Source organism: Cohnella nanjingensis (assembly GCF_014212125.1).
In the GTDB taxonomy this organism is placed as follows: domain Bacteria; phylum Bacillota; class Bacilli; order Paenibacillales; family Paenibacillaceae; genus Cohnella; species Cohnella nanjingensis.
Window position 1 is genome coordinate 1 of the sequence record NZ_JACJVP010000068.1, and the last position, 26,898, is coordinate 26,898.

The window sequence follows — 26,898 nt, forward strand, 5'->3', positions numbered from 1 at the left end:
GAAAAAGCCACATAATATCCCACAAAAAGTAATTAATAGAAACAATATTTTTTGTGTTAGCTTTAATGCAATGCCATTGAGTTTACATACGCACATGTGGCTGAAACACGGACTGGAGCTCAAAGAGAGTAGTTTACATACACACATTTGACGGAAACGCGGACTGGAGCTCAAAGAGAGTAGTTTACATACGCACATTTGGCGGAAACGCGGACTGGAGCTCAAAGAGAGTAGTTACATACGCACATTTGACGGAAACGCGAATAGGCCCACCGTACGCGAGGTTCCGAATGTCGAGGAGAACGCCGCCGAAGAAATAGGACCCCTATGCCAGAGCCGCCCTGCCCGGGCGGCTTTTTTCGGCATGCGCGGCGGGGCGGTCGGCGGAGGGCAATGAAGCCAATATCGCCCTGCAAAAGCCAATCCTCCCTCCTATTTTGCCGATGCGACGGTACGTTACCATTAAATCAACAAAGCATGGAAGCGATTACGCGAGAGGTGAGGATGGATGGGAAGCATCACATTCAATCACGTGTTCAAACTATACAAAGGGGAAGCCCGTCCGGCCGTCAACGACTTTCACCTTTCTATCGAAGAAGGGGAGTTCCTGGTCCTGGTCGGCCCGTCCGGTTGCGGCAAGTCGACGACGCTGCGCATGCTGGCGGGGCTAGAAGAGATCAGCAGCGGCGAGCTGTACATCGACGGCAAGTTCGTAAACTACGTCTCGCCGAAGGACCGGGACATCGCGATGGTGTTCCAGAACTACGCGCTCTATCCCAATCTGACGGTGTTCGAGAACATCGCGCTTGGGCTCAAGCTGCGCAAGACGGCCAAGTACGAGATCGAGCTGCGCGTGAACCGGGTCGCGAAGATCCTGGAGATCGCCCACCTGCTCGATCGCAAGCCGAGCCAGCTGTCCGGCGGGCAGAAGCAGCGGGTCGCGCTCGGCCGGGCGATCGCCCGCGAGCCTCAGGTGTTCCTCATGGACGAGCCGCTGTCCAACCTGGATGCCAAGCTGCGCGCCCAGACGCGGGCGGAGATCATCAAGCTGCAGAGCGACCTCAAGCGGACGACCGTCTACGTGACGCACGACCAGGTCGAAGCGATGACGATGGGCTCGCGGATCGTCGTCATGAAGGACGGCGTCATCCAGCAGGTCGCGCCGCCGCGGGAGCTGTACGACCAGCCCGCCAACCTGTTCGTCGCCGGCTTCATCGGCTCGCCGCAGATGAACTTCATTCCCGGCAACGTGACGCGCGAAGAAGGCCGATACTGCTTCGTCAACAAGCGGATGAAGCTGGAGCTGCCCGCGCGGTTCGCCGCCCTGTTCGACCGGATGGCGCGATCGGTCCGCAACGTGGTGATGGGCGTACGGCCCGAGCACGTCCTGCTGCGCGGAAGCGCAAGCGCGGAGAGCGAGGCGGAAGGGTCGGCATACTTCGGCAGCACCGTGCAGATGACGGAGGTGACGGGCGCGGACTCCTACGTCTACGTGACGGTCGGGGAGACGCGGGTCATCGCTCGGACGGATCCCGAAGCCGTCTACCGCAAGGACGACCAGCCGGGCATCGGGTTCAATCTCCAGAAGGTGCACTTCTTCGACGAGAATACGGGCAAGTCCCTGGCGCACGGGGGAGAAGCGGAATGAGGAAGGCCTGGAAAGGGAAGACCGTCATCCGGCTCCTGCTGGCCGCCTTGGTCCTGTTCGGGGCGATCCGCTGGTTCTCCGCCGGCGACCCCGTCATCTACGCGTCGAACGTGAGCGCCGCGAAGCTGCTCGCGTTCGCGGACAAGGGCGGCGCGAAGCCCTACGCCAAGCTGATGCAGGAAGCCGGGGCCGGCGCGGCGGATCAGCCGGGGGCGGGAGAGCCGATCGCGATCGGCGCGGCCGACTATGCGGACGCCTCGGCCGATGCGGAGCTGGCCGAGACGCAGGACGGCGGCGCGGCGGTGCTGGCGTGGCGCAACGCCGACGGCTGGGTGGACTGGAAGTTCAAGGTGCCCACAGCCGGCTGGTACGAGCTGCGTCTGGCCTATATGCCGCTCGAAGGCGGCAATGCCTCCGTCATCCGCGGGGTGCAGATCGACGGCGATTATCCGTTCGCGGAGTCCAGACGCATCGAGCTGGAGCGGCTGTGGAAAGACGCCAAATATCCGTACGACCGCAACGAGATCGGCATGGAGATCCGCCCGCAGCAGACGCAGCTCGGCGGCTGGTCCGTCAAGGCGGCATCCGACTACGCCGTCTCCTCCGAACCGCTGCTCTATCGGCTGGATGCAGGCGAGCATACGCTGCGGCTCGTCGGGGAGCGGGAGCCGGTCGCGCTGAAGACGCTGACGTTCCAGCCGAAGCAGCCGCTTAAGCCCTACGCCGACTACGCGTCTGGCCATCCGGCAGTTGAAAAGGCGCCCGCCGACTGGTACGCGACCGTCGAAGCCGAGCGCTTCGAACGCAAGTCCAGTCTGGCGATCCAGACGGACCATTGGTCGGAGCCCTACATCTCGCCCGATCCGAAGGGGCGCATCACCTACAACGTGCTCGGCGGGCAGCGCTGGCGGCTGCCGGGCGAATGGGTCGAGTGGCAGATGGACGTGCCGGCCGACGGCTGGTACGAGATCGACCTCAAGAACTTCCAGAATTACCGCAACGGCTTCCCGGCTTACCGGACGATCGAGATCGACGGCGAGGTTCCTTTCAAGGAGATGCTGCACTACGCGCTCCCTTACCACAAAGAGTTCGAGATTACGACGCTCGCGGACGGCGAGGGGAAGCCCTACCGATTTTATATGAAGAAAGGCGCCCACGCGATCCGCATGACGGCGGACGCTTCCGAGCTGGAGCCGATCAACCTGGCCCTCCAGGACACCTTGGCGGATCTGGCCGCGTTCGACCGCCACGTCCGGCTGATCACGGGCAACTACAGCGTCAACGCGTTCGACGCCAACACCGACAAGACGCGAACGTGGGATATGGCCAAGTTCGATCCCCAGGCCGAACAGAAGATGCAGGCTTTCATCGACCGGCTCGCGGATATTCGGAACTACATCAACGGACTTAACCGCAAGGACTCGGATCTCTCCCAAGCGATCAAAGTGTCCATGAGCATGCTGGAGGAGATGCGTGCGGACATCAACGAGATCCCGAACAAGCTAGCCGACTTTGCGACGATCCAGAGCCAGATCGGCGCGTGGATGAGCACGCTGACGCAGCAGCCGCTGCTCCTCGACTATCTCGTCGTCCGGACGCCGGACACGAAGACCGGCCTGAAGGCGCCGACGGCCTGGTCGCGGGTGCCTTACTCGCTGACCGACTTCGCCCGTTCCTTCTATATGGACTACGACACGCGCAAGCACAACAAGAACGAAGCGCTCACGATCTGGGTACAGCGCGGACGGGACTACGTCGATCTGCTGCGGGAGATGGTCGACCAGGACTTCACGCCGAAGACGGGCATCGAGGTCAACATCAACCTGATGCCCAACCCGAACATGCTCATCCTCGGCAACGCGGCGGGCGAAGTGCCGGACGTGGCGCTGGGGATCGGGGAAGCGACGCCGGCGGACTACGCGATGCGGGACGCGGTGGCGGACCTCTCCAAGTTCCCGGACTTCCGGAAGGTGTACGACCGGTTCATCCCCGGCGTCCGGCGCGCGATGGCTTACGACGGCGGCGTGTACGGCTTGCCCGAGGTGCAGAACTTCCAGATGCTGTTCTACCGGACGGACATTCTGGAGCGTCTCGGCCTGAAGGCGCCGGACACGTGGGAGGACGTCTTCGACCTGCTGCCCACGCTGCAGGAGAACGGCATGACGATGAACTACCCGAAGGCCGACTTCGCGACGATGTTGTTCCAGAATGGCGCCGAAGCTTACTCGCCGAACGGGCTGAAGGCCGACCTGACGAGCGCCGCCGGACAATCCGCCTTCAAGCAGTGGACGGAGATGTTCCGCAAGTACAACCTGCCGATCGACATCCCGGCGTTCTTCCAGCACTTCCGCGACGGGGACATTCCGATCGGGGTGGCGGACTTCAACACCTATGTGCAGTTGCTCGTCGCCGCGCCCGAGATCACCGGCCACTGGAAGATGGCGCCGCTCCCCGGCGTCCGACAGAAGGACGGAGAAGTGGCGCGCTGGTCGCCGCAGGGCGTCTCCGGCGCGATGATCATGAAGAAGAGCGACCGCCAGGACGAAGCGTGGCAATTCCTCCAGTGGTGGACGTCGGCGGATGTGCAGGCGCAGTACGCGAAGGACATCGAGTCGTTCTACGGCATCGAATTCCGCTGGAACACGGCGAACGTCGAGGCGATGGGCGCGCTCACCTGGCCGAAGGAAGACTTGGAGGCGCTCCGGGAGCAAGCCCGGTGGGCCAAGAATATGCCCTATGTGCCGGGCTACTACTTCCTGAACCGGGAGATGGAGTTTGCCTGGAACCGGACGGTGATGGGCGGCATGCCGGCCCAGGAATCGCTGGAGGAAGCGCAACTGTCCCTGCAGCGCGAGATGCACCGCCGGCAGAAGGACTTCGGCATCCGGACCGGGGACGACCTGCACGTGCCGCAAATCGAACAGCCTTACGAATGGGAGGGACCGACCCCATGAACACCGAGCTCGCTCCCCGCGCGGCGGAGACGCGCCGCGCGCCCTCCGGCGTCCGGCTGCGCTGGAACCGCTTCTGGACGGAGATGCGTAGAGACGCCTTCTGCTACCTGTTCCTCGCGCCGTTCCTGGTCTGCTTCGTCGCCTTCATCGTCGTGCCGGTCGTCATGGCCGCGACGCTGGGCTTCACGTCCTACGACGGCTTCGGGAAGCTGCGCTTTATCGGCTTCGACAACTATATCGCGCTGTTCACGCAAGACATCGTCTTCCTGACCAAGGCGCTGCCGAACACGTTTCTGTTCGCCCTGATCGTCGGCCCCGGCGGCTATCTGCTCTCGTTCCTGTTCGCGTGGCTGATCCATCAGCTCCCGCTGCGGATCCGGGACTATTACACGCTGGCCTTCTACGCACCGTCGATGGCCGGCGGCGTGGCGCTGTCGGTCGTCTGGATCGCCGCGTTCAGCGGCGACCGCGTCGGGTATTTCAACCATTTCCTGCTGCAGATGGGCTGGATCGACAGCCCGGTCGTCTGGCTGCAGGATCCCAAGTACCTGCTCAAGATCATGATCCTCGTCTCGCTCTGGATCAGCTTCAGCGTCGGCTTCCTCGCCATGCTGGCCGGGCTGCAGACGGTCAATCGCGAGCTCTACGAGGCCGGCCGCATCGACGGCATCTCCAACCGGTTGCAGGAAGTGTTCTACATCACGATCCCGTCGATGAAGCCGCAGATGCTCTTCAGCGCCGTCATGACGATCGTCGGCACGCTGAAGGCGGGCAGCATTTCCACCCAGCTGACGGGACTTCCGATCACGCCGCAGTATGCCGGACATCTGGTCATCAACCACATCGACGATTACGCGTTCATCCGCTTCGAACTCGGCTACGCTTCCGCCGTCTCGGTCATGCTGCTGCTCGTGAGCTACTTCGCCATGAGGTTCGCCTACCGGCTGTTCGGATCGAAGGAGGAGCTATAGAGAGATGATTCGACGCCTACGCAGAATTACGCCGTTCCAATACGCGCTCGTATCCGGCTTCACTTTGCTGGCCGCGTTCATGTCGCTGCCGATCGTCTTCATCCTGAACCATGCGTTCAAGCCGCAGAACGAGCTGTTCCTGTTCCCGCCGCGGTTCTTCGTCCAGCATCCGACGCTGCGCAACTTCGAGTCGCTGTTCCTGCACGCCGCCAACGCGACGGTGCCGTTCACCCGCTATCTGTTCAACAGCCTGCTGGTCGCGGGGCTGACGCTCGTCTCGGTCATCCTCGTGAGCACGATGGCCGCTTACGTGCTGGCCAAGTACGACTTTCACTTCAAGCAGCTGATCCTGTCGATGATCACGCTGTCGCTCATGTTCGCCCCGGAGACGGTCGGCATCCCGCGATACCTGATCATCAGCGGCATGCGCCTGAACGATACGTACTTCGGGCATATTCTGCCGGCGCTGGCTTCGCCGATCGCGGTGTTCATGCTGGTCGGGTTCATCGCCCAGATCCCGGGCGAGCTCATCGAGGCGGCGCGCATAGACGGCGCCAGCCACGTCGGGATCTTCATCCGCATGGTGCTGCCGCTCTCGGTGCCGGCGATCGCGACGATCTCGATCTTCACCTTCCAGGGCGTGTGGGGAGACGTCGAGACCTCGACCCTGTTCATGCAGGACGAGACGATGCGCACGCTCGCCTTCTACGTCAACAGCTTGGTGAGCGGCCTTCAGAACAACGTCTCCGGCCAGAACATGGCGGCTGCCGCCGGTCTGCTCATGTTCATCCCGAACTTGATCATCTTCCTGCTCTTCCAACGCAAGGTGCTGGAGACGATGATCCATTCCGGAATCAAGTAACTCCATCAGCAAAGGAAGTCGGAACGATGAAGAGAATGCTTGCTCTCCTGCTCCTGGCCGCGACCGCTTGGCTAGCCGTGCCGGGAACGACGTACGCCAGGCTTCCCTATATGACCGCCTACTTCGACGCGAACCAGTCCCAGTGGCTGCGCATTCAGCCGATCTACGCGCCTTCGGCCGCCTACGCGGCGGACTTCTCGGAGCCGGTCGACCTGCAGGTCGGCGCGGACGACAAGGTCTACGTCGCCGACAAGGGCGCGAACCGGATCGTCGTCCTGGACGATGACGGCGCGCTCGTACGCACGCTAGGCGGCGAAGAAGGTCCCAGCCGGCTGAGCGCGCCGGAAGGCGTGTTCGTGACGCCCGACGGGCAGGTCTACGTGGCCGACTCAGGCAACCAGCGGATCGCCGTGTTCGGTCCCGACGGCGCGTACGTCCGGGAATACAAGAAGCCGGACTCGCCGCTCCTCGGCTCGGAACACTTCGTTCCGGTCAAGCTCGTCGTCGACCGGAGGGGCGTCATCTACGCGGCGTTGAATTCCTCCTACCAAGGCCTCGTCCGGTTGAACGAGGACGGGGCGTTCATGGGGTACTTCGGCGCCAACAAGGCGCAGACGTCCGTGCTCAACTGGCTGAAGCGGCTGATCCTCAACAAGGAGCAGCTGGCGAAGGAGACCGCCGCGCTCCCTCGGCCGATCACGAACGTCGCGCTGGACGGCGAGGGCTTCCTCTATACGGCCACGGCCGCGGGCTACGGCCAGGGGGCGATCCGCAAGCTGAACGCCGGCGGCGTGGACGCCTTCAAGAACAAGACGCTGGAACACGGCCACGGCATCGTGGACGTCGCGATCGACCGGGACGGATTCCTGTACAACGTCGACATGGATTCGGGACGCGTCAACCTGTACGACCGCGACGGCAACGCGCTGTTCGCCTTCGGCCTCGTCGACAACGAGACGCAGCAATACGGCGTGCTCGGCTATCCGACCGGCATCGGCGTCGATTCGCACGCGTCGATCTGGATCTCCGACAGCCGCACGAAGACGGTGCACAAGTATGCGCGCACCGCCTTCGGCGACGACGTCCTGAAGGCGCTGGTGCTCTATACGGACGGCAAGTACGAAGAGAGCAAGCCGTACTGGGAACGGGTGTACGCCCGCAACGACATGTACAACGGCACCTTCCAAGGACTCGGGAAAGTGTACCTGCACGAGAACGACGACGCCAAAGCGCTGACGTTCATGAAGACGGCGTTCGATACGGACGGGTATTCCAAGGCATTCTGGCAGCTGCGGCTCGCCTGGCTGCAGGATCACTTCATCGCCCTCTTCCTCGGTCTCGCGGCGCTGTATCTGGTCTGCCGATACGGCGCGAAGCTCATCCGCAGAGCGCTGCGGGGACGCGCCCCGTCCCCTCGATGGCGGCGCGTCATGGCGGATTTCGGCACCTTCGGCTACATCCTGATCCATCCGTACCAAGGTTTCTACCGGCTGAAGGAAGCGCGGATCGCGCCTGGGGTGACGCTGGCCATCCTGGCCGCCGTCCTCGGCGCGAAGCTGCTGTCCGTCTACGATACGGGCTTCCTCTTCCATCCCGTCGATGCGGCTCAGATCAACCTATGGAGCAGCCTCGGACTGTTCGCGGTCCCTTGGGTCACCTGGATCGTCGCGAACTATCTGGTCTGCAGCATCAAGGACGGGGAAGGGAAGTTCCGGGAGGTCTTCCAGGGCAGCACGTTCGCGCTGGTGCCTTATCTCGTCTTCTCCGTGCCGATTCTGATCCTGTCCCACATCGTCACGCTGGAGGAAAGGGTCATCGTCGACACGCTGACGACCGTGATGTACGTATGGCTGGCCGCGACGTTCCTGGTCATGACGCAGGTCATACACAACTTCGACTTCCTGGAGACGATCAAGAATTCGGCCATCACCCTGTTCACGATCGGCATCATCTGGCTGTTCGGGTTCATCGTGTTCGGGCTGTCCTACAACCTGTACGACTTTTTCTACCAGCTTTACAAAGAGGTGAGTTTCTATCGTTAACTTCATGAGGCGCCTGTCTCTTCGCGTAAAGCTGGTCTCGCTCGCCGCGATCGCCGCGGCCGTCCTGGCGCTGGTCGTCCTCCTGCGGGGCGGGGAGCCGTCCGCCGCGGAAGCGCTGGCCGAGGCGGGCATCGCCGAGCCGTCCCAGGAACGGGCGGCGCTCTACGAGGGCCCGGCCTGGCAGCCGTCGCCAGGGGCGGACGGATTCGCGCTGGCGCTCGAGAATGCGTTCTACGCTCTGTACATCCGTCCGGACAATACCCAGATCGCCCTGGTGGACAAAAGCGACGGCTACCGCTGGACCAGCAATCCCGGCGCGACGCAGCTCCAGCGGGAGACCGTCAAAGGCCAGCTGCTGTCCAACCTCCAATCGCCGTTCGTCCTGACGTTCGTCAAGACGCAGGGCGCGGACCAGACGATCCGCGAGTCGCTGAACGCGCTCAGTCCGAAGACGCAATCGGTCTTGACGAAGACGGACGCGGGGCTGCAAGTCGTCTATACGTTCCCCGACAAGCAGCTCGGATTCGCCATTCAATACGAGCTGACGGCCGATGGGCTCCGGACGCGCATCCCGACGGCCGGGATCCGGGAGGAGGGCGAAGCCGCCGTCTTCTCGCTCGATCTGCTCCCGTACTTCGGCGCGGCGTCTCCGGAGGAGGACGGCTATCTGTTCGTGCCGGACGGACCGGGCGGACTCGTGAACTTCGCCGCCAAGCAAGCCGACCTCTCGCGGGGTTACATCCATCAGGTGTACGGCATGGAGATCACGAACATGCGCAACTGGACGCGTTCCGGCGAGAGGCGCGAAGACATCGCCTTCCCCGTGTTCGGCATCAAACGGGGCGAGCACGCCTACGTGGCGGTCATGACGCGGGGCGCGGATTCAGCCAACGTGGCGGCGATCCCGCCGGGCATCAAATCTTCCTACTATCAAATTTTCTCCAGTCAAATCTACCGCGAGGAGTATCTCTACCAGATGAGCCGCCTTGCCGCGCCGCTCAAGGCGATCCAGAAGAGCCGGCTCGATACGGACCGGGAAGTCGAGTACCGGTTCCTGCGGAAGGCCGACGCGGGCTATGTCGGCATGGCCAAGTCCTATCGGGCCTACCTGAAGGAGAGCGGCCGGCTGGGCGAGACGCTGAAGCCGGCCGAGCACGCCCCGATCTACGTCAAGATCATGGGCGGCAATTACCGGAACGCCTTCAACCGGGTGCAGTACGTCGGCGTCACGACCTTCGCCCAGGCGACCGGCATCGTGAACGACCTGCTGGACCGGGGCGTAGCGAATCCGACCGTCGTCTACTACGGCTGGCAGAATCAAGGCGACTACAAGATGGATAAGCGGTTCCCGATCGAGAAGACGCTGGGCGGGGAAGCGGGCGCGCGCGCGTTCGTCTCCGGGATGCGGAAGAAGGGCGTCGACGTCGTCTTCGAGGACGACTTCGTCTGGATCGACGGAGACCACTCGTCCTCGTCGGGCAAGAACGACGGCGTCCGCGGCATCGACGGCACGGTGTTCGTCGACGAGGGATGGTTCATGAGCAAGCCCGCGAAGACGGTCGCCATGGCCTACGACGCCATTCGCAAGCTGAAGGACATCGGCGTGGCGGGCTTGCAGTTCAACCAAATCGGCGAGATGGTGTTCCACGACTACGCGGCGTCCGGCATCTCCACCCGCGCGGACACGATCGCCGTCTACGAGGGGCTGCTCGATTACGCCAAGCGGACGCTGGGCTCGCCCAGCGTGTACCGCGGGAACGCGTACACGATCGGCGACGCGAGCTTCATCGACGACTTGCCGCACGAATCCAGCTACGATTTCATGGTCGACGAGACGGTGCCGTTCTACCCGATCGTCCTGCACGGCTACGTGCCTTATACGTTCGGCGAGGGCAACCTCCGGGACGACGAGGACGCGGAATTCTTGAAGGCGGTCGAATACGGCGCGGCGCCTTCGTTCTTCCTGACGCACGACGATTCCCGCAAGCTCAAATACACGGCGGCCAACTTTCTCTACAGCAGCCAGTACGACAAGTGGGCGGAGCGCATCGCGGACGAATACGGCAAGTTCGACAGCCTGGCGCCGCTCTTCTCCCAGGAGATCGCGAACCATGAACGGCTGTCCAAGGATCGCTACGCCACGACCTATGCGGACGGCACGCGGGTCGTCGTGGATTACGGCGCCAAGACGTTCGAGGTGGAGAAAGGAGGCGGCGCATGAATTCCAGCAAGGACAACGCCAAGAGCCAGGCCCGTCTCTATCAGGCCAAACGCTACGGGATGGGACTCGCGTTCATGCTGCCCTGGATCATCGGATTCTGCCTGTTCGTCGCGATCCCGATCGGCTGGTCGCTGTTCATGGCGTTCAACAAGGTCAAGGTCGTGCCCGGCGGCTTCAAGTACGAGTGGCTGGGCGGCCAGAACTTCCGGGACGCGTTCCTGAAAGACAACGTGTTCCCGATCGAGCTGATCACGTATTTCCAAGAGATGCTCTTGATGGTCCCGATCATCGTCATCTTCGCGCTGCTCATCTCGCTCATGCTGAACCAGCGGTTCCCCGGACGCTTCCTGTACCGCGCGCTGTTCTTCCTGCCCGTCATCTTCGCGACCGGCCAGGTGCTCTCCGAGCTGTTCGTGCAGGGCGCCGGGGACATCCCGTTCCTGGACCAGTACAACCTCGAGCCGCTCGCCACCGAGTACGTCGGCGCGGAATTCGCCAAGACCGTCATGTCCGTGTTGGGGCGGGTCGTGCTGATCCTGTGGTACTCCGGCGTTCAGATCCTGATCTTCATCGCGGGCTTCCAGACGATCTCGCCGACGATCTACGAGGCCGTCCGCATCGACGGGGCTTCGCCCTGGGACTCGTTCTGGAAGATCACGCTGCCTGCCTGCGTGCCGTTCATCAGCCTGAACGTGCTCTACACCATCATCGACCTGTTCACGTTCCCGCTCAATCCGGTGCTGAAGCACATCAAAGACAACATGTTCAAGATCGAGACGGGGTACGGCTACTCGAGCGCGTTGGCGTGGATCTACTTCGGCTTCGTGTTCGTACTGATCGCCCTGGTACTGTGGCTGTTCGACCGAAGCATGAGGACAAGGAGGGTTCGATCGTGAATACCGCGCTCTGGTTCCGGAAGGTGGGCGGGCAGATCCGGGGATTCCTCTGGAGCCGCAGGGCCCAGCAAGCCAAGATGATCGTGCTCGGGCGCAATCTGTCCGAGGGGCTGCTGGCCAAACTGGTCGTCTACCTGCTGCTCTCCATCGTCGCGTATCTGTACCTGCAGCCGCTGCTGTACATGATCAGCACGGCGCTGAAGAACATCAGCGATCTGCTCGACCCGACGGTGAAGTGGATCCCCCGGGTCGTCACCTGGGACAATTTCTCGAAGGCGCTGAAGGGGCTGCAGTATCCCGAGGCGCTTCGGAATACGGCTCTGATCGCCGTCTCCTGCTCGCTCGTTCAGGTGCTCATCTGCGCGATGTCCGGCTACGCGCTTGCGCGGCTGGCGGTTCCGTTCAAGGGCGTCCTCACGGCGCTGGTCATCTTGACGTTCCTCATTCCGCCGCAGATCGTCATCATTCCGCTGTACGTCATTTTCAGCAAGCTCGGGCTATTGAACACGCCCTTCGTCTTCCTCATCCCGGCAATCTTCGGCCAGGGCCTCAAGGCGGGGCTGTTCATTCTGATCTTCCGGCAGTTCTTCCGGTCGCAGCCGGCCAGCCTCGAGGAGGCGGCGAAGCTCGACGGGGCGTCGGTGCTGCGGCTCTTCTTCGGCATCATGCTGCCGCTCGCGCGCTCGGCCTGTCTCGTGGTGTTCCTCTTCTCGTTCATCTGGTATTGGAACATGTACTACGAGCCGTCGATGTTCCTGGCCAAGTCGTTCACGCCGCTCTCGATTCGTCTGGACGGCCTGGAGGACGTTCTGAATCCGTCGCTGCTCGGCAACACGAAGATCGTCAAGAACCCGATCACGGAAGGGACCAAGATGGCCGCGGCATTCCTCATCATCCTGCCGCCGATCGTCGTGTTCATGTTCCTGCAGCGGTGGTTCGTGAGCGGCATCGAGCGGACGGGCATCGTCGAATGACCGGATACGGGCGGCCGCGGGCCGCCATCGAGGGGAGGGATGCCGGGGCGAGGAAGCCCGGATTTCACACGCAACGCAACATGACGCGCGACTATGCGAACGGCTTTATCGGCTTATTCGGCAATGAACCATTATGAAGCATTAGGGGAGGAAACGAACGCATGATCAACAAAAAGACTTGGGCAGGCTGGACCGGCGGCATGCTGGCGATGTCTCTCGCACTCTCCGCCTGCGGCGGCGGCAACGGCGGCGGCGACGCCAGCCCGTCGGGCGCGGCGAGCCCGTCTTCGTCCGCGTCCGCCAGCGCGACGGCTCCGGAGGTCAAGCACGATCCGGTCACGATCAAGCTGATCTCGTGGTCCGATTCGTACACGGAGCTGTACAAGAAGTTCAACGAGAAGTACCCTTGGATCACCGTCGAGCAGGTGCCGGTCAACGGCAAGCCGATCATGGAGATCATCGCGTCGCTCGAAGCGGCCGGCACGCCCGCCGACTTGACCTGGATCGACCAGGACTTGATCGCGTTCGACCAGAACGGGCTGGTCGAGGATCTGACGCCCTATATCGAGAAAGACCCGACCTTCCAGGACGTGACGCTGCCCCAGGGCTTCTTCGACACGATGTCCTACAAGGGCAAGAAGCTGGCCGTCCCGTTCGTCGACGTGCCGATGTGGATCCTGGTGAACAAGGACTTGATGGCGAAGCACGGCGTGGAGATGCCGTCCAACGACTGGACGTACGACGACTTCCGGGACATCGCGAAGAAGCTGACGGATCCGGACGCCGGGGAATTCGGCCTCACGACGCAGCCCGAATTCCAGATGCGCCTGCTCAGCACCAAGGCGATCGCGGACGGCCACGCGGCGAACCTGCAGTATATGAACGAAGACCTGACGCAGAGCGTGCTGAACACGCCGGACGTGATGAACGACGTGCGGTGGCTGTCCGACTTCGTCTGGAAGGACGGTTCCATGCAGAGCGACGCCGCGGCCAAAGCGTCCGGCGACGTCACCCGCGAGTTCATCAACGGCAAGACCGGCTTCGCGATCGGCGGCGACTGGGTGCTGCCGAATCTGAAGGCCAACGCGAAGTTCGATTGGGACGTCCTGCCGTTCCCGCGCGGCAAGGTGAGCCAGCCGGGATACAGCATCTACGGCCCGCTGTCGCTGCTTAGCGGCTCCAAGCACAAGGAGGAGGCGTTCCTCTGGATCAGCTTCCAGTTCTCCAAGGAAGCGCAGAAGTGGAAGATCGACCAAGGCGCGAACGCGTCGGTCGTCGATGCGGAATTGACGGCGTACTACGACCAATCGCCGATGTGGCAGGGCAAGAACATCGCGGCGGTCAAGATGGCCAAGGAGAACGCCAAGATCCAGCCGGGCGTGACCGTTCCCGCCTGGTCGGAGTACAACTGGAACAACATCATGAACGACATCGTCTTCGGCGGCGCGGATATCAACAAGATCATCCCCGAGACGGAGAAATGGAACAAGCGGACGCTCGAGGTCCGCGAGCAGTTGAAGTAGACTAGGAACGGCCAGTGGAGCGCGGAGCTGGGGAATTGCGTCTAAGGGGTTGCGGAGCCGGGGAATTGCGTCTAGAGGGACGCGAAGCTGGCGAATCGCGTCTAACGTATCCCGACCGGGCTATTGAAGGCTAGTCCAAGCGCCGCTGGCATGGCGCGAATATACGGAAACCAACGGAAAGCGGAAGGGCGACCTTCCGCTTTTTCGCATGCGCGGGAACCATCCGGAACGGGGCGGAACGGCATCCGCGCGCGACAGGCTAAACCTGTACTGCAAAGGATAAGGTTGGCTCATGGCGGCTCTCGCGGGCCGCCTTTATGATGAAGGTATCACGAACGAGAAAGGTAAACGGCCATGAAAAAGAACGGAGTTCTACGGGAACTGAACCGCAACCGAACGCTGCTGCTCATGTTCTTGCCCGTCGCCACGCTGCTGTTGCTGTTCAACTACTTGCCCCTGGCGGGCCTCGTCATCGCGTTCAAGAACTTCGACTTCAGCAAGGGCATCTTCGGGAGCGATTGGATGCATCCGCTGCTGAACAACTTCGATTATCTGTTCTCGTCGTCGGTCGCCTTCCGGGCCATCCGCAACACGATCCTGCTGAACGCGCTCTTCATCGCCGTCGGCCTCGCGTTCGAAGTGGGACTGGCGCTGCTGCTGAACGAGATGCGCAACAAATACTTCAAACGCGTCACGCAGTCTCTGACTTTCCTGCCGTTCTTCATCTCCTGGATCGTCGTCGGCGTCTTCACCTACAACCTGCTGAACTTCGAGAGCGGCGCCGTCAACCGCCTGCTCGTCTCGCTCGGGTTCGAAGCCGTCGATTTCTATAGCCTGCCGGGCTTGTGGCCGCTCATCCTGACGCTGGCGATCCGGTGGAAGGTGACCGGGTACGGCACGATCATCTATCTGGCCGCCTTGACCAGCGTCGACAATTCGTACTACGAGGCCGCCTCGATCGACGGCGCCACGCGCTGGCAGCAGATCCGATACATCAGCCTGCCGATGCTCAAGCCGACGGTGATGATCCTGACGCTGCTCGCCATCGGACGCATCATGAACGCGGACTTCGGGATGTTCTACGCGATGGTAGGGGACGCTTCGCTCCTGTTCCCGACGACGGACGTCATCGACACCTTGGTCTACCGCAGCCTGCGCAAGTCCGGAGACATCGGCATGGCCTCGGCCGCCGGCTTCGTCCAATCCGTCGTCGCCTTCGCGCTCGTGCTCGGCAGCAACTACATGGCCCGCAAGTTCGACCGCGACTCGGCGATATTCTAAGTTCATTCTCACGCAGCATGGAGGTACGGAAGCGATGCCCATCCGCAGATTCTCGATCGGCCAACTGGCGATCACGACGCTCGTCACCTTGTTCAGTCTCGCATGCCTGTTCCCGTTCCTCATGGTCATCTCGGGCTCGCTCAGCACCGAGAAGGACATCGTCGATTACGGGTACGGCCTGATCCCGAGGCACATTACGCTGGACTCCTACCGGATCCTGTTCCTCGGGTCGAACCGGATCGTCGACGCTTACGGCATCAGCCTCATCGTGACGGTCGCGGGGACGCTGCTGTCTCTGATCGTCACCAGCATGGGCGCCTACGTCATGGCCCGGCGCACGTTCAGATACCGCAATATTTTGTCGATCTACGTGATCATCACGATGCTGTTCAGCGGCGGCCTGGTCCCCTGGTATATCATCTGCGTCCGGTATTTGGACCTGAAGGACACGCTATGGGCCTTGATCCTGCCGCCGCTCGCCAACGCGTTCAACATGTTCCTCATCCGCAACTTCATGCTGTCGATGCCCGAGGACTTGCACGAGTCGGCCAAGATGGACGGCGCCGGCGACTTCCGGATCTACGCGCAGCTCATCGTCCCGCTCGCCAAACCCGTGCTCGCGACCGTCGGCTTGTTCGTGGCGCTGAGCTACTGGAACGACTGGTTCCTCGGCCTCATGTTCGTCGACAAGCAAGAGCTGCAGCCGCTGCAGCTGCTCCTCCGCACGCTGATCTCGAACGTGGAGTTCCTGAAGAGCTCCAGCAACGCCGCCGCCATGCAGCGCATCTCCACCCAGATTCCTTCGGAGTCGATGAAGATGGCGCTCACGGTCGTCACGATCGGGCCGATCGTCTTCCTGTATCCGTTCCTGCAGCGGTACTTCGTGCAAGGCCTCATGGTCGGCGCGGTCAAAGGATGACTATAACAGCTTCGGCTGTATAGTATACAATCAACATTCAGGGAGAGGTTCTGATGAGAAAAAGCAAGAGGAAGATCCCGCTGCTGCTCGCCGGCACGATGCTCTTCGGCGCCATGCTCTCGGCTTGCGGAGGCAACGACAACGCCAAATCGAGCGGCAGCGCGAGCGAGAGCCCCGGCGGCTCCGCATCCGCCAGCGCCCCGGCTTCGTCCTCCGCGGACAACGAAGAGGAAGTGACGCTGAAGTTCTACTTCGGCGGCGACAAGAAAGCGGCGACCGACGAAGTCTGGTCCGCCATCAGCGACTACGTCAAGTCGAAGGGCCTGAACGTGAAGTTCAACATCAACTTCATCCCGTTCGGCGACTTCAAAGACAAGATGCTGGTCATGGCGGCATCCGGCGACAACTGGGACATGAACTTCGACGGCGACTGGCTCTCGTACAAGCAGATGGCCGCCAAGGGCTCCTATATGGATCTGAACGAGCTGCTGCCCAAGTACGCGCCGAATCTGAACAAGAAGTATGAAGAGCAGGGCACGCTGTCCGCGGCGACCGTGAACGGCAAGGTGGTCGGGCTGCCGTGGACGATGAAGATGAACCAGCGTCTGTTCGCGGGCTGGCGCTCGGATCTCGCGGAGAAAGCGGGCATCACGGTCGCGCCGGATTCGGTCAAGACGATCGAGGACGTCGACAAGCTGCTGCGCGAGCTGAAGAATGCGTATCCGAACGAGAAGCTGTCCCGTACGAATCCGCTCGCCATCTATATGATCCGCGACGAGTGGGTCGATCTGAATTTCCACGGACTCGGCTTCTACCTGAACGATCCGAAGATCGCCGTCCAGCCGGTCGAGCAGCAGCCGTTCTACAAGGAAGCCGCGACGCTCGCCAAGACGTGGTACGACGACAAGCTGATCAACCGCGACGCGATGATCGACAAGGAAGACGGCGCGGCGCAATGGCGCAACGGCAAGACGCTGTTCACCGTCACGTCGCATGAATGGGCCAACGCCGATCCCGGCTTCGCGGATTCTTCGTTCAAGCAGCAGATGTCGCTGCTCTATCCGGACAAGAAGCAGGTCAACCGGACCGCGCTCGCGAACGTCGTCGCCATCAACCGGAACTCGAAGCATCCGGACCGCGTCCTCAGATTCCTGGACATGGTCGAGACCGACCAGAAGCTGTACGACCTCCTCCAATACGGCATCGAGGGCAAGACGTACGTCTTGAACGGCGATACGGCGGAGTATCCGGCGGGCATGCAGACGACGACCAGCAACTATATGGAGTGGGGCGGCCAGTGGGCTTTCTGGAAGCCGCAATTCATGCGCCCGACGATGACCTACAGCAAGGACTTCTGGCTGAAGGAAGCGGAGTTCGCCAGCGAGCCGATGAACGTCAACTCGCCGATCGACGGCCTATTCATCGCCGAGGATACGATGAAGAACGAGCTGGCGAAGCGCGATCAGGCATCGGAAGAGTTCAGCAAACCGATCGAGTTCGGCATCGTCAAGAACGTGGATCAATCGGTGACCGACTACATCGCGAAGCAGAAAGCGAACGGCCTCGACAAGATTCTCGCCGAGACGCAGAAGCAGATCGACGCCTATCTGGCGAGCAAAAAGTAAGCAAAGCTGCCGTATAAGCACGAGAAAGAGCACGAATAAGCAACGAATAAGCACGGAATGAAGCCATGATGGAGCAAAGACGATAAAGCAAAGACGATAAAGCAAAGACACCTAAGAGAAGCCGACCTTGCAAGCGGGGAAGGCTTCTCTATTTTCTCTCTCATCCTAATAACCGCTGGAGGGATCGATGATGTACGCCAACCTTGTCAACCGCCGTTTCCAGACCGCGACGGCCCGCTTCCTGGCCCTGCTCCTGCTGCTCTCCTCGTTCGCATGGACGGCGGGGCGCGCTGCCGCCGACACGATTGAAAGCGCTAGCATTATCCTGGGCGAGACGCCCGATTCGCGTGGCATCGCCGCCTGGGCGGGGGACAATCCCGACGGTCTGCAGACGGGCGAGCTGGACGGCCGGACCTATTGGCAGACGAACAAGACGAACGCGGAATCTCCGACGATCTATTTCTACATGAATGTCGACGACGCCTATCTGCACGACAGCAATGCCTACGATGTGGACGTGACCGTCCAATACTATGACGAAGGCAATGGGAAAATCGTGCTGCAGTACGATGCCCAGACGGCCGCGTACAAGGACGCGCCGTTGTTCGCCTACACGGATACGAAGACCTGGAAGACGCAGACGTTCAAGCTGTCGGACGCCAAATTCGCGAACCGCACGAGCGGAGCGGACTTCCGGATCGGCATCGAGGGCGGCGGGGCGGACTGGCATACGAACGCGGACCTGAAGCTGGCTTCGGTCTCGGTCGTGAAGACGCCTAAGCCGATGCCTGCGGACGAGGTCGCGATCACGCTCGGCGAGACGCCGATCGCGAGCGGCATCACCGCTAGAGCGGGAGACTACGAAGCGGGCGTGGAGAAAGGGACGCTGGGCGGCAAAGGCTACTGGAAGACGAACAGCGCCGCGCCCGATCCGAAGACGCTGTATCTCTACATGAACGTGGACGACAGCTACCTGTACGACAACCGGAATCAGGACGTCTTCGTAACCGTCGAATACCTGGATCAGGGCAACGGGAGCATCGTGCTGCAGTACGACGCGGAATCCGCCGCATTCAAGGATGCGCCGCTGTTCACGTATCAGGACTCGGGCGCGTGGAAGACCCAGACTTTTAAGCTGTCGGACGCCAAGTTCGCGAACCGGACGAACGGGGCCGACTTCCGGATCGGCGTGAGCGGCGCGGGCGCGCCGGCCGGCAACCCGGATCTGTACGTCGCTTCGGTCAAGGTCAAAAAAGCGCTAAGGAGCGAGGTGTCCGTGCAGACGGCCGTCTATCCGACGATCTATCCGACCGATGACGTCGTCATCGCGGACTTTAACGTCGCGAGCTTCGGCGCGACGGGCAACGGCATTACGGACGATACCGCGGCGATCCAGAGCGCGCTGGACGCGGCGGGCAACAACGGGGGAGGCGTCGTGTTCGCGCCGGCCGGGCGCTACCGCATCGGGGGGCACCTGGTAATCCCGACGGGCGTTACGCTGCGCGGCGATCGGGCGGATCCGGCAGCGTCGGGAGGCGAAGTTCTAGGGACCGTGCTGTCGGCTTATGAAGGGCGCGGCCAGGAGAACGGGCCGAGCTTCCTGCAGCTGCAGCCTTCGAGCGGCGTGACCTACCTGTCGGTCTGGTACCCGGAGCAGACGCTGGATCAGCCGGCCGCCTATCCGTGGACGATCGAGCAGCTCTCGGGAGACAGCGCCACCGTCGATCATGTGACGCTCGTGAACGCCTACAACGGCATCAAGATCGGGCCGGTATGGAACGAGCTTCATATGGTGAAGGACCTGTACGGCACTGCGCTGAAGACCGGCATTTTCCTGGACTTCACGACCGACATCGGCAGGCTGGAAGGCATTAAGCTGTCCCCCGACGCGTGGGCGCTGTCCGGCTTGCCGGGGGCGCCCGACGGGGAGGCGCTGTTCGGTTATATGACGACCCATGCGGAAGGCATCGTGATGGGGCGGTCAGACTGGGAGTACATGTCGGACATCGAGATCTCCGGTTTCAAGACCGGCATGCGGATCACGACGCGGACGGGGTCTCTGGAGACGGCGAACGCGCAGCTGTATCGCATCCGCGTGGCGCAATGCAACGTCGCGCTGATGATCGAAGGCGTGAACGACTTCGGCCTGCTCGTGACCGACAGCAGCTTCAAGGCGGACGTAGGCGAGGCGCCGATCGCGATCTACGCGACGCCGGGCTTCCACTCCATCGTCCAGTTCAATACGGTGACCGTCGGCGGCAGCCCTCTGCACGCCGTGAAGAGCGAAGGCAGCGGCGTGCTGTCCTTCGAGAACAGCGTCATCGAAGCCTGGAACGACCAGGCGGGAGGCTACGCGATCGACTTGGCCGGCGGGTCCGTCATCCTGGGACAGACGGCGTTCGCGAAGCCGGGCCGTCATCTGCATCTGCAAGGCGGAGTCAAGACCGTGAACGCGGTCAACTCCGGCTACGGGCAGCAGGTGGACGTGACGGACGAGAGCGTAGGCGCGGAGGTGAACGTCAAGCGCGACGCAGCCTTCGCGCCGAAGCCGCTGCCGAGCGTCGCCGCCGTCGACCGGACGGCCCGGCCGAAGCCGGCGACCGCGCAGCTGTTCAACGTTGCGGCAGCGCCGTACAATCTCAAGCCGGGCGGCGCCTCCGACGCCGGCGCCGTCATCCAGCAGGCGCTGAACGATGCCGGAGCCGCCGGCGGCGGTACCGTGTATCTGCCGGCAGGCGTCTACCGCGTCGAGCAGCCGCTCGCGGTGCCGGGCGGGGTCGAGCTGCGGGGCTCCTGGGACGTCCCGCACCATACGATCGGCGGAGGCACCGTCCTCTTCACGAACTACGGCGAAGGCGACGCGGACGGGACGGCGCTGATCTCGCTGGCGGCGACCGCCGGCTTGCGGGGACTGTCGGTAAACTACGATCAACAGAGCTGGAACGCGGTGAAGTCCTACCCTTGGACCGTCCGCGGCCTGGGACACGACGTCTACGCGATCGACGTGACGCTCGTCAATCCGTATCAGGGCGTCGACTTCGGCAGCCATGACACGAGCGGACACTATATCGACTACGTCGCGGGATCGCCGCTGAAAGAAGGCATCTTCGTAGGCGGCGGATCGCAAGGCGGCTTCGTGCGGAACGTACAGTTCAACCCGCATTACTACGGCCGAAGCAACTATCCGAATCACCCGTCCACGTCCGCAGACTCCCAGCAGGTTTGGGACTATCAGAAGGAGAATCTCGACGCATTCCGGATCGCCGGCGTGAAGGACGAGACGATCTTCAACACGTTCGTGTTCGGGTCGCAGTACGGCATCCACTTCGTCGCCCAGGACGGGCAAGCGCCCGAGGCCGTCGTGATCGGCCACGGCACCGACGGCAGCAAGAAGGGCGCGTACCTCGAGGACGCGGGAGCAGGCGGGCTCCGCTTCCTCAATACCGAGCTGGTCTCGATCAGTACGTCCGACAAGGTGTACGTGACGCTCGGCGAAGGCTTCGAAGGCGAAGCGACGTTCTACAACACGTCGATGTGGGGCGACACGACGCGTTCGGTCGACGTCCTCTCCGGGAAGCTGAAGATGCAGCAGAGCAACTTCACCCGCGTAGGCGTGCGCGGCATCAACGCGACGGGCGGCGAGGTCGTCCTGTACGACTCGTACTTCCAGCAATCCGGCACGACTCACGTCTACGCCGGACCGGGCATCTCGCGGATGGAGCTGAGCAATAACCTGTATGGCGGGGGCCAGCAACTGACGAATGAGGCGGGCACCAAAGTCACGGGTACGGACCTGGTGCCGGTCTCGCTGGAGCTCTCCAAAGCGGCGCTCGATCCCGCTCATCCCGAGCGGACGAACGCGAGCCTGAAGCTGACGAACCGGACGCAGGCGCAGCCGATCGGAGGACGGATCGAATGGCTGCTGCCGCCGGCGTATCAGGCGCTGCTCGGCCCGATCCGCTTCGGCGGCGTCGCGCTGGGCGAGAGCTTGGATATCCCGCTGCCGAATCTGGCGAGCGATACGCTGAAGTTTAAGGTCGTCCTGGACAACGGTGAGAGCTATCTGTCCTCCGTCAAGCTGGCCCGGTCGTTCGCCAGCCGCCATGATGAGGGCGCAGGGGATGCGCCTCCCTTGGATCTGGTCCATGCCGAGCAATACTTCAGCTTGGGCGGGCAGTGGAAGGGCGTCAACGACTTGAGCGCGCAGACGCGCGTGCAGTGGGACGACGACAAGCTCTACGTGACCGTCCGGGTGAGGGACGATCGCCACGCGCAGACATGGACGAACGGAGACATCTGGCAGGGCGACAGCCTCCAGCTCGGCATCGACTTGTCCCGCAAGGACGGGGCGGCGAGCCGCAACGCGAGCGAGCTGGGCTTCGCGCTCGGAGAGACGGGCACGGTGACGAAATGGCGCTGGAGGGCGCCGTCGGGATTGGCGACGGGCGCGCTGCCTGACGTTCAGGCGGACATTGTGCGGGATGAGGAAGAGAACTTGACGACCTATACGATCGCGATCCCGTTCGCACAGCTGCACGGGCCGGGGTACGTCTTCGACCCGGCCGATCCGATCGGCTTCACGGTGCTGCTGAACGAGAACGACGGTACGGGCCGGTCCGGCTTCATGGAGTACAACCAAGGGATCGGCACGAGCAAGGACGCGACGACGTTCGGCGACCTGTATCTGCTCAGCGGGACGTACGCGGCGCTGCTCGCGCCTTCCGCGGAGGCGGCGGTCGCTGCGGCGGAGCGGGATAAGGGCCATACGAGCGTCGACGCGGCGGCCAACTTCGTGCGGCTGCTGCCCGAGGGGACGCTGAAGGCGGGCTTGACGGCCCGGCTTGCCGCGATCGGGGGCGGACCGACGGACCCGACCGATCCCACGGATCCGACAGATCCAACGGACCCCGGCAGCGGCGGACCGGGGCCGACCGATCCGGGCAATGGCGGTCCAGGCGGGCCTTCCGGTCCGACGCCAACTCCAGTACCTACGCCTACGCCGACGCCTCCGGGGAACGGGGAAGCCGGCAAAGGCGCGCTGAAGCTCAAGCCGAGCTTCCAGGCGAGCAGCCGGACCGCTGCCGCCTCCGTGGCGCCGGATGCGCTAGAGCGCGCGTTCGGCGAGGCGAAGGCAGGGACGGACGGCGCGAAGCGCGTCGCCGTCGAGGTGGAGCCCGAAGCGCAGGCGCTAGGGTACGAGATTGAACTGCCTTCGGTCTTCCTGACGCCGGGCAAGGGTGATCGGATCCTCGAACTGGCGACGTCGGTCGGGGTTGTCACCATCGCCAGCGACTGGCTGGTTGAGGCCGCGCGCCAAGGGCTAGGCGCGACGTTTAAGCTGGTTGTACGCCAAGCGGATACGAGCGCTTGGGATTCGGCGCTCCGGGCGCGAATCGGCAGCCGTCCCGCGGTGGAGCTGCACCTCATGTCCGACGGCCGGGAGGTCGCCTGGACGAATGAACGGTCGCCGGTGACGGTCGCGCTGCCTTATTCGCCCGCCGCGGCGGAACAAGCGAATTCCGACGGGCTGGTCGTCTGGCACGTGGCGGCCGACGGCACGCTCGAAGCCGTCCCGAACGGCCGCTACGATCCGAAGACGAACCGGATCGTCTTCCGCGCGGCGCACTTCAGCGCTTTTGCGGTTTCCTATGAGCAGCGGACGTTCGACGATCTGGCGAAGACGCCTTGGGCGCGCCAGGCCATCGAAGCGCTGGCGGCGAGGGGCGTCATCCAGGGCGTGTCGGATCGCGCCTTCGATCCGGGCGCGGCGGTGAAGCGGGCCGACTTGGTCGTCCTCCTCGTCCGCTATCTGGGACTGTCCGCCGCCACCGCGGGAGACGGCTTCGCGGACGTGAAGCCGGACGCGTACTACGCCGAAGCCTTGGGCATCGCGCAGGCGCTGGGCATCGCGAACGGCTCGGGCGGCGTTTTCCGGCCCGAAGCGCCGATCAGCCGCCAGGAAGCGGCGGCGCTGATCGACCGGGCGCTGCGCGCGCGGCCGGGCGGACTCCCGGCGGGGAACGCCGGCTCGCTGACCGCGTTCAAGGACGAAGGGCAGATCGCATCCTATGCGAGGGATAGCCTGGCTTCGCTCGTCGAAGCGGGCCTGCTGCAAGGCAGCGGAGGTCTCCTCCGGCCGTCCGGCACGCTCAAGCGCGCCGAACTCGCCGCCTTGCTGTATCGGCACTTGGCCTTGCGTTAAGCGGACATTCGCGGGGGAGCCCGGTCCCTACGGGGCCGGGCTCCTCGGCGGAAAGGGGGTGAGGCGCGAGAGAATCGCGGCAGTTCCGGACGGGGGGAATGGGGCATCGCAGCGCATGGGCAGTTGCAGATCGCCCACGGCTGGGCAATCGCGCATGGGCAGTTGCAGATCGCCCACGGCTGGGCAATCGCGCATGGGCAGTTGCAGATCGTCCACGGTAGCTGGGCAATCGCGCATCGGCAGCTGCGGATCGTCCACGGTAGCTGGGCAATCGCGCATCGGCAGCTGCGGATCGGCAGCCGTGCGAGGCTCTGCATATCCGTTCCGCCCGGACGGGAAGGCAAAACAAGGCAAGGCAAGGCAAGGCAAGGCGCATCTGATTCGATAAGGAGGCTCGCTATGTCAATCAAGCTCTCAAAGCTAACCCGCATTCGCAAGACGCCGCTCTGGATCGGTCTACTTGTCCTCGCCATCGTGGTGGCCCCGCTGTCGCTTCGGCCTTCCGAAGCTTGGGCGGCGACCAATCTCGCCTTGAACAAGCCCATCGTCGCAGGCAGCTACACGCAAGTTTACAATGCCTCGAACGCCAACGACGGCAACCCTTCGACGTATTGGGAGGGCGCGGCGAACGCTTACCCGAACTGGATTCGCGTAGACCTCGGAAGCGCTCAGACGATCGACCAGGTGGTGCTGAAGCTGCCGTCCGCTTGGGGCGCTCGGACGCAGACGCTGTCCGTGCAGAAGAGCGCGGACGACGCGAGCTACAGTGACGTCGTCGCTTCCGGCGCTTACGCTTTCAATCCGAGCGGCAATACGGTCTCCTTGACCTTCGCGGCGACGAGCGCCCGCTACGTCAAGATCAACGTCACGGTCAACACCGGCGCGACCGGCGGCCAAATTTCGGAGCTGGAGGTGTACGGTCCCGCATCCTCCGCCTCCAAATCCGCCTTCAGCCAGATCGCCGCTTCTTCCTATGACGTCCAATCCGGCATCCAGCTGGAGGCATCCAGCGAGGGCGGGCAGAATGTCGCTTTCATCGACAACGGCGATTACCTGCTGTTCAACAACGTCGACTTCGGCACGGGCGCCGCTTCCTTCGACGCCAGAGTCGCCAGCAACGCGAGCGGAGGCGCGATCGAGATCCGCCTGGACGGACTGAACGGCACGCTGGCGGGCACCTGCGCCGTCCCGGGCACGGGAGGCTGGCAGAACTGGGTGACCAAGACCTGCGCCATCAGCGGCGTTAGCGGCACCCACAATCTCTATCTGAAGTTCACCGGGGGCGCCGGGAACTTGTTCAATCTCTTGTGGTTCAAGTTCGCCGCATCGGCTCCGCCGACCGGCGGCGATGTCGTAGGCAAGCTGTACGCGGGCTACCAGGGCTGGTTCAACGCGGCCGGCGACGGTTCGCCGAACGGCGGATGGGTGCACTGGTCCAAGAACAGCAGCGCGCCGACGGCAGGCAGCAACAACAACGTGAACTTCGAGCTGTACCCGGATATTCGGGAGTACACGAAGCTGTACGCGACGGGCCTCGGCAACCTGGGCAACGGACAGCAGGCCAAACTGTTCTCCTCGTATGACCAAGAGACCGTCAACAAGCATTTTGAATGGATGCAGACTTACAATATCGACGGCGCCGCCCTGCAGCGGTTCGGCGCGGACGAGAGCGATGCGCCGAACCCGTGGAAGACGAACCGGGACAGCGTCGCCGTGAAGGTGAAGAACGCCGCCGAGACGTACGGCCGGAAGTTCTACGTCATGTACGACATTACGGGGATGAACGCGTCCAACTGGGTGAACGCCGTCAAGCACGACTGGACGACGAACGTCGTCGGCAATATGGGCCTGACCGGATCGTCCGCCTATGCCAAGCAGAACGGCAAGACCGTCGTCTGCATCTGGGGGATCGGCTTCACGGATCGCCCGGGTACGGCAGCGGAAGCCGCTTCGCTCATCAGTTGGTTCAAGGGCCAAGGCGTCTATGTCATCGGCGGCGTACCGACCTACTGGCGCACGGGCGTCAATGACTCCAAGGCCGGCTTCCTGGACGTCTACAAGTCGCTCGACATGATCTCGCCGTGGTTCGTCGGCCGCTTCGGTCAGCTCTTGGGCGCCGACCAATTCAGCGCGAACGTATGGCAGCCGGACTATACCTTCACGCAGCAGAACGGCATCGCCTATCAGCCGGTACTCTGGCCGGGCTCCGCCTGGTCCAACATGACGGGCGGACCGCGCAACGAGAATCCCCGCCTGCACGGCGACTTCATGTGGCGGCAAGCCTACAACATGAAGAACATCGGGATCAACACCGGCTATATCGCGATGTTCGACGAGTACGACGAAGGCACCGCGATCGCGAAGATCGCGGAGAACAGCGCGATGATTCCGAACAATCAATACTTCCTCACGCTCGACGCGGACGGCGTGGCCGTGTCTTCGGACTTCTACCTGCGGCTGGCCGGCGACATCAACCGCCTGTTCAAAAGCCAGATTCCGACGACCGCAACGCACCCGACGAGCCATCAGTAGCCATCGAGATTAAACGCGACCCAATGGAGGCTGTCCCCGGTACGAGTGGGGGTCAGCCTTCTGCAATGGACCATGATGCTTGTAGACCGCGAGGGGATTCCTGCAATATCAATCCGCAAGCCTCCGACGGTCGCAGCAACGATAAAAAGTATCGTTACAGCACCCCGCAAGCCTCCGGCCATCGCTGTAACGATAAAAAGTATCGTTACAGCACCCCGCAAGCCGCCGGCCATCGCTGTAACGATAAA

General features: G+C 62.9%; 15 protein-coding genes. 14 read left to right on the forward strand and 1 reads right to left on the reverse strand.

The genetic code is table 11. The annotated features are described in order from the left end of the window. The first annotated feature begins 508 nt into the window (after positions 1–508). The 14 genes from H7C19_RS31845 (at position 509) to H7C19_RS31910 (ending at position 26,650) form a co-directional block, all read left to right on the forward strand. Positions 509–1,648 (forward strand): ABC transporter ATP-binding protein, encoded by a 1,140-nt coding sequence (locus H7C19_RS31845; protein ID WP_185673120.1) that lies wholly within the window; start codon positions 509–511, stop codon positions 1,646–1,648. After that, positions 1,645–4,602: an extracellular solute-binding protein gene (locus tag H7C19_RS31850; RefSeq protein WP_185673121.1), complete on the forward strand. Its 2,958-nt coding sequence runs from the start codon at positions 1,645–1,647 to the stop codon at positions 4,600–4,602. The genes H7C19_RS31845 and H7C19_RS31850 overlap by 4 nt, the downstream gene beginning before the upstream one ends. Continuing rightward, the gene (locus H7C19_RS31855) at positions 4,599–5,573 is read left to right on the forward strand and encodes a carbohydrate ABC transporter permease (RefSeq protein WP_246470152.1); all 975 of its coding nucleotides are present in this window, start codon (positions 4,599–4,601) and stop codon (positions 5,571–5,573) included. Before H7C19_RS31850 ends, H7C19_RS31855 begins: the two co-directional genes overlap by 4 nt. 4 nt (positions 5,574–5,577) lie before the next feature. Beyond that, on the forward strand, positions 5,578–6,435 hold the full coding sequence (locus H7C19_RS31860; RefSeq protein ID WP_185673122.1) for a carbohydrate ABC transporter permease: 858 nt from the start codon (positions 5,578–5,580) through the stop codon (positions 6,433–6,435). Between the two features lie 26 nt (positions 6,436–6,461). Then, complete coding sequence (locus tag H7C19_RS31865; protein WP_185673123.1) at positions 6,462–8,477, forward strand: YIP1 family protein; 2,016 nt, start codon at positions 6,462–6,464, stop codon at positions 8,475–8,477. 4 nt (positions 8,478–8,481) lie between these two features. Next, a complete protein-coding gene (locus tag H7C19_RS31870) occupies positions 8,482–10,698 on the forward strand; it encodes a DUF5696 domain-containing protein (protein ID WP_185673124.1) in 2,217 nt (738 codons plus the stop codon). After that, positions 10,695–11,594: a carbohydrate ABC transporter permease gene (locus H7C19_RS31875; protein WP_185673125.1), complete on the forward strand. Its 900-nt coding sequence runs from the start codon at positions 10,695–10,697 to the stop codon at positions 11,592–11,594. The genes H7C19_RS31870 and H7C19_RS31875 overlap by 4 nt, the downstream gene beginning before the upstream one ends. Beyond that, positions 11,591–12,568, forward strand: a complete 978-nt coding sequence (locus H7C19_RS35580) for a carbohydrate ABC transporter permease (protein ID WP_185673126.1) — start codon at positions 11,591–11,593, stop codon at positions 12,566–12,568. The genes H7C19_RS31875 and H7C19_RS35580 overlap by 4 nt, the downstream gene beginning before the upstream one ends. 161 nt (positions 12,569–12,729) lie before the next feature. Next, on the forward strand, positions 12,730–14,091 hold the full coding sequence (locus tag H7C19_RS31885) for an ABC transporter substrate-binding protein (protein WP_185673127.1): 1,362 nt from the start codon (positions 12,730–12,732) through the stop codon (positions 14,089–14,091). A gap of 354 nt (positions 14,092–14,445) precedes the next feature. Next, a complete protein-coding gene (locus H7C19_RS31890) occupies positions 14,446–15,372 on the forward strand; it encodes an ABC transporter permease (protein WP_185673128.1) in 927 nt (308 codons plus the stop codon). A 34-nt stretch (positions 15,373–15,406) separates the two neighbouring features. Continuing rightward, complete coding sequence (locus tag H7C19_RS31895; RefSeq protein ID WP_185673129.1) at positions 15,407–16,291, forward strand: carbohydrate ABC transporter permease; 885 nt, start codon at positions 15,407–15,409, stop codon at positions 16,289–16,291. Between the two features lie 53 nt (positions 16,292–16,344). Next, the gene (locus H7C19_RS31900; protein WP_185673130.1) at positions 16,345–17,916 is read left to right on the forward strand and encodes an extracellular solute-binding protein; all 1,572 of its coding nucleotides are present in this window, start codon (positions 16,345–16,347) and stop codon (positions 17,914–17,916) included. 190 nt (positions 17,917–18,106) lie between these two features. Beyond that, positions 18,107–24,118, forward strand: coding sequence for an S-layer homology domain-containing protein (locus H7C19_RS31905; protein WP_185673131.1), 6,012 nt, complete (start codon positions 18,107–18,109; stop codon positions 24,116–24,118). Between the two features lie 399 nt (positions 24,119–24,517). After that, positions 24,518–26,650 (forward strand): Bbp16 family capsid cement protein, encoded by a 2,133-nt coding sequence (locus H7C19_RS31910; protein WP_185673132.1) that lies wholly within the window; start codon positions 24,518–24,520, stop codon positions 26,648–26,650. Here H7C19_RS31910 and H7C19_RS34510 read toward each other — a convergent pair. Beyond that, positions 26,644–26,898 (reverse strand): hypothetical protein (locus H7C19_RS34510; protein ID WP_221469586.1); only part of this gene is annotated, 255 nt, incomplete at its 5' end. The genes H7C19_RS31910 and H7C19_RS34510 overlap by 7 nt on opposite strands.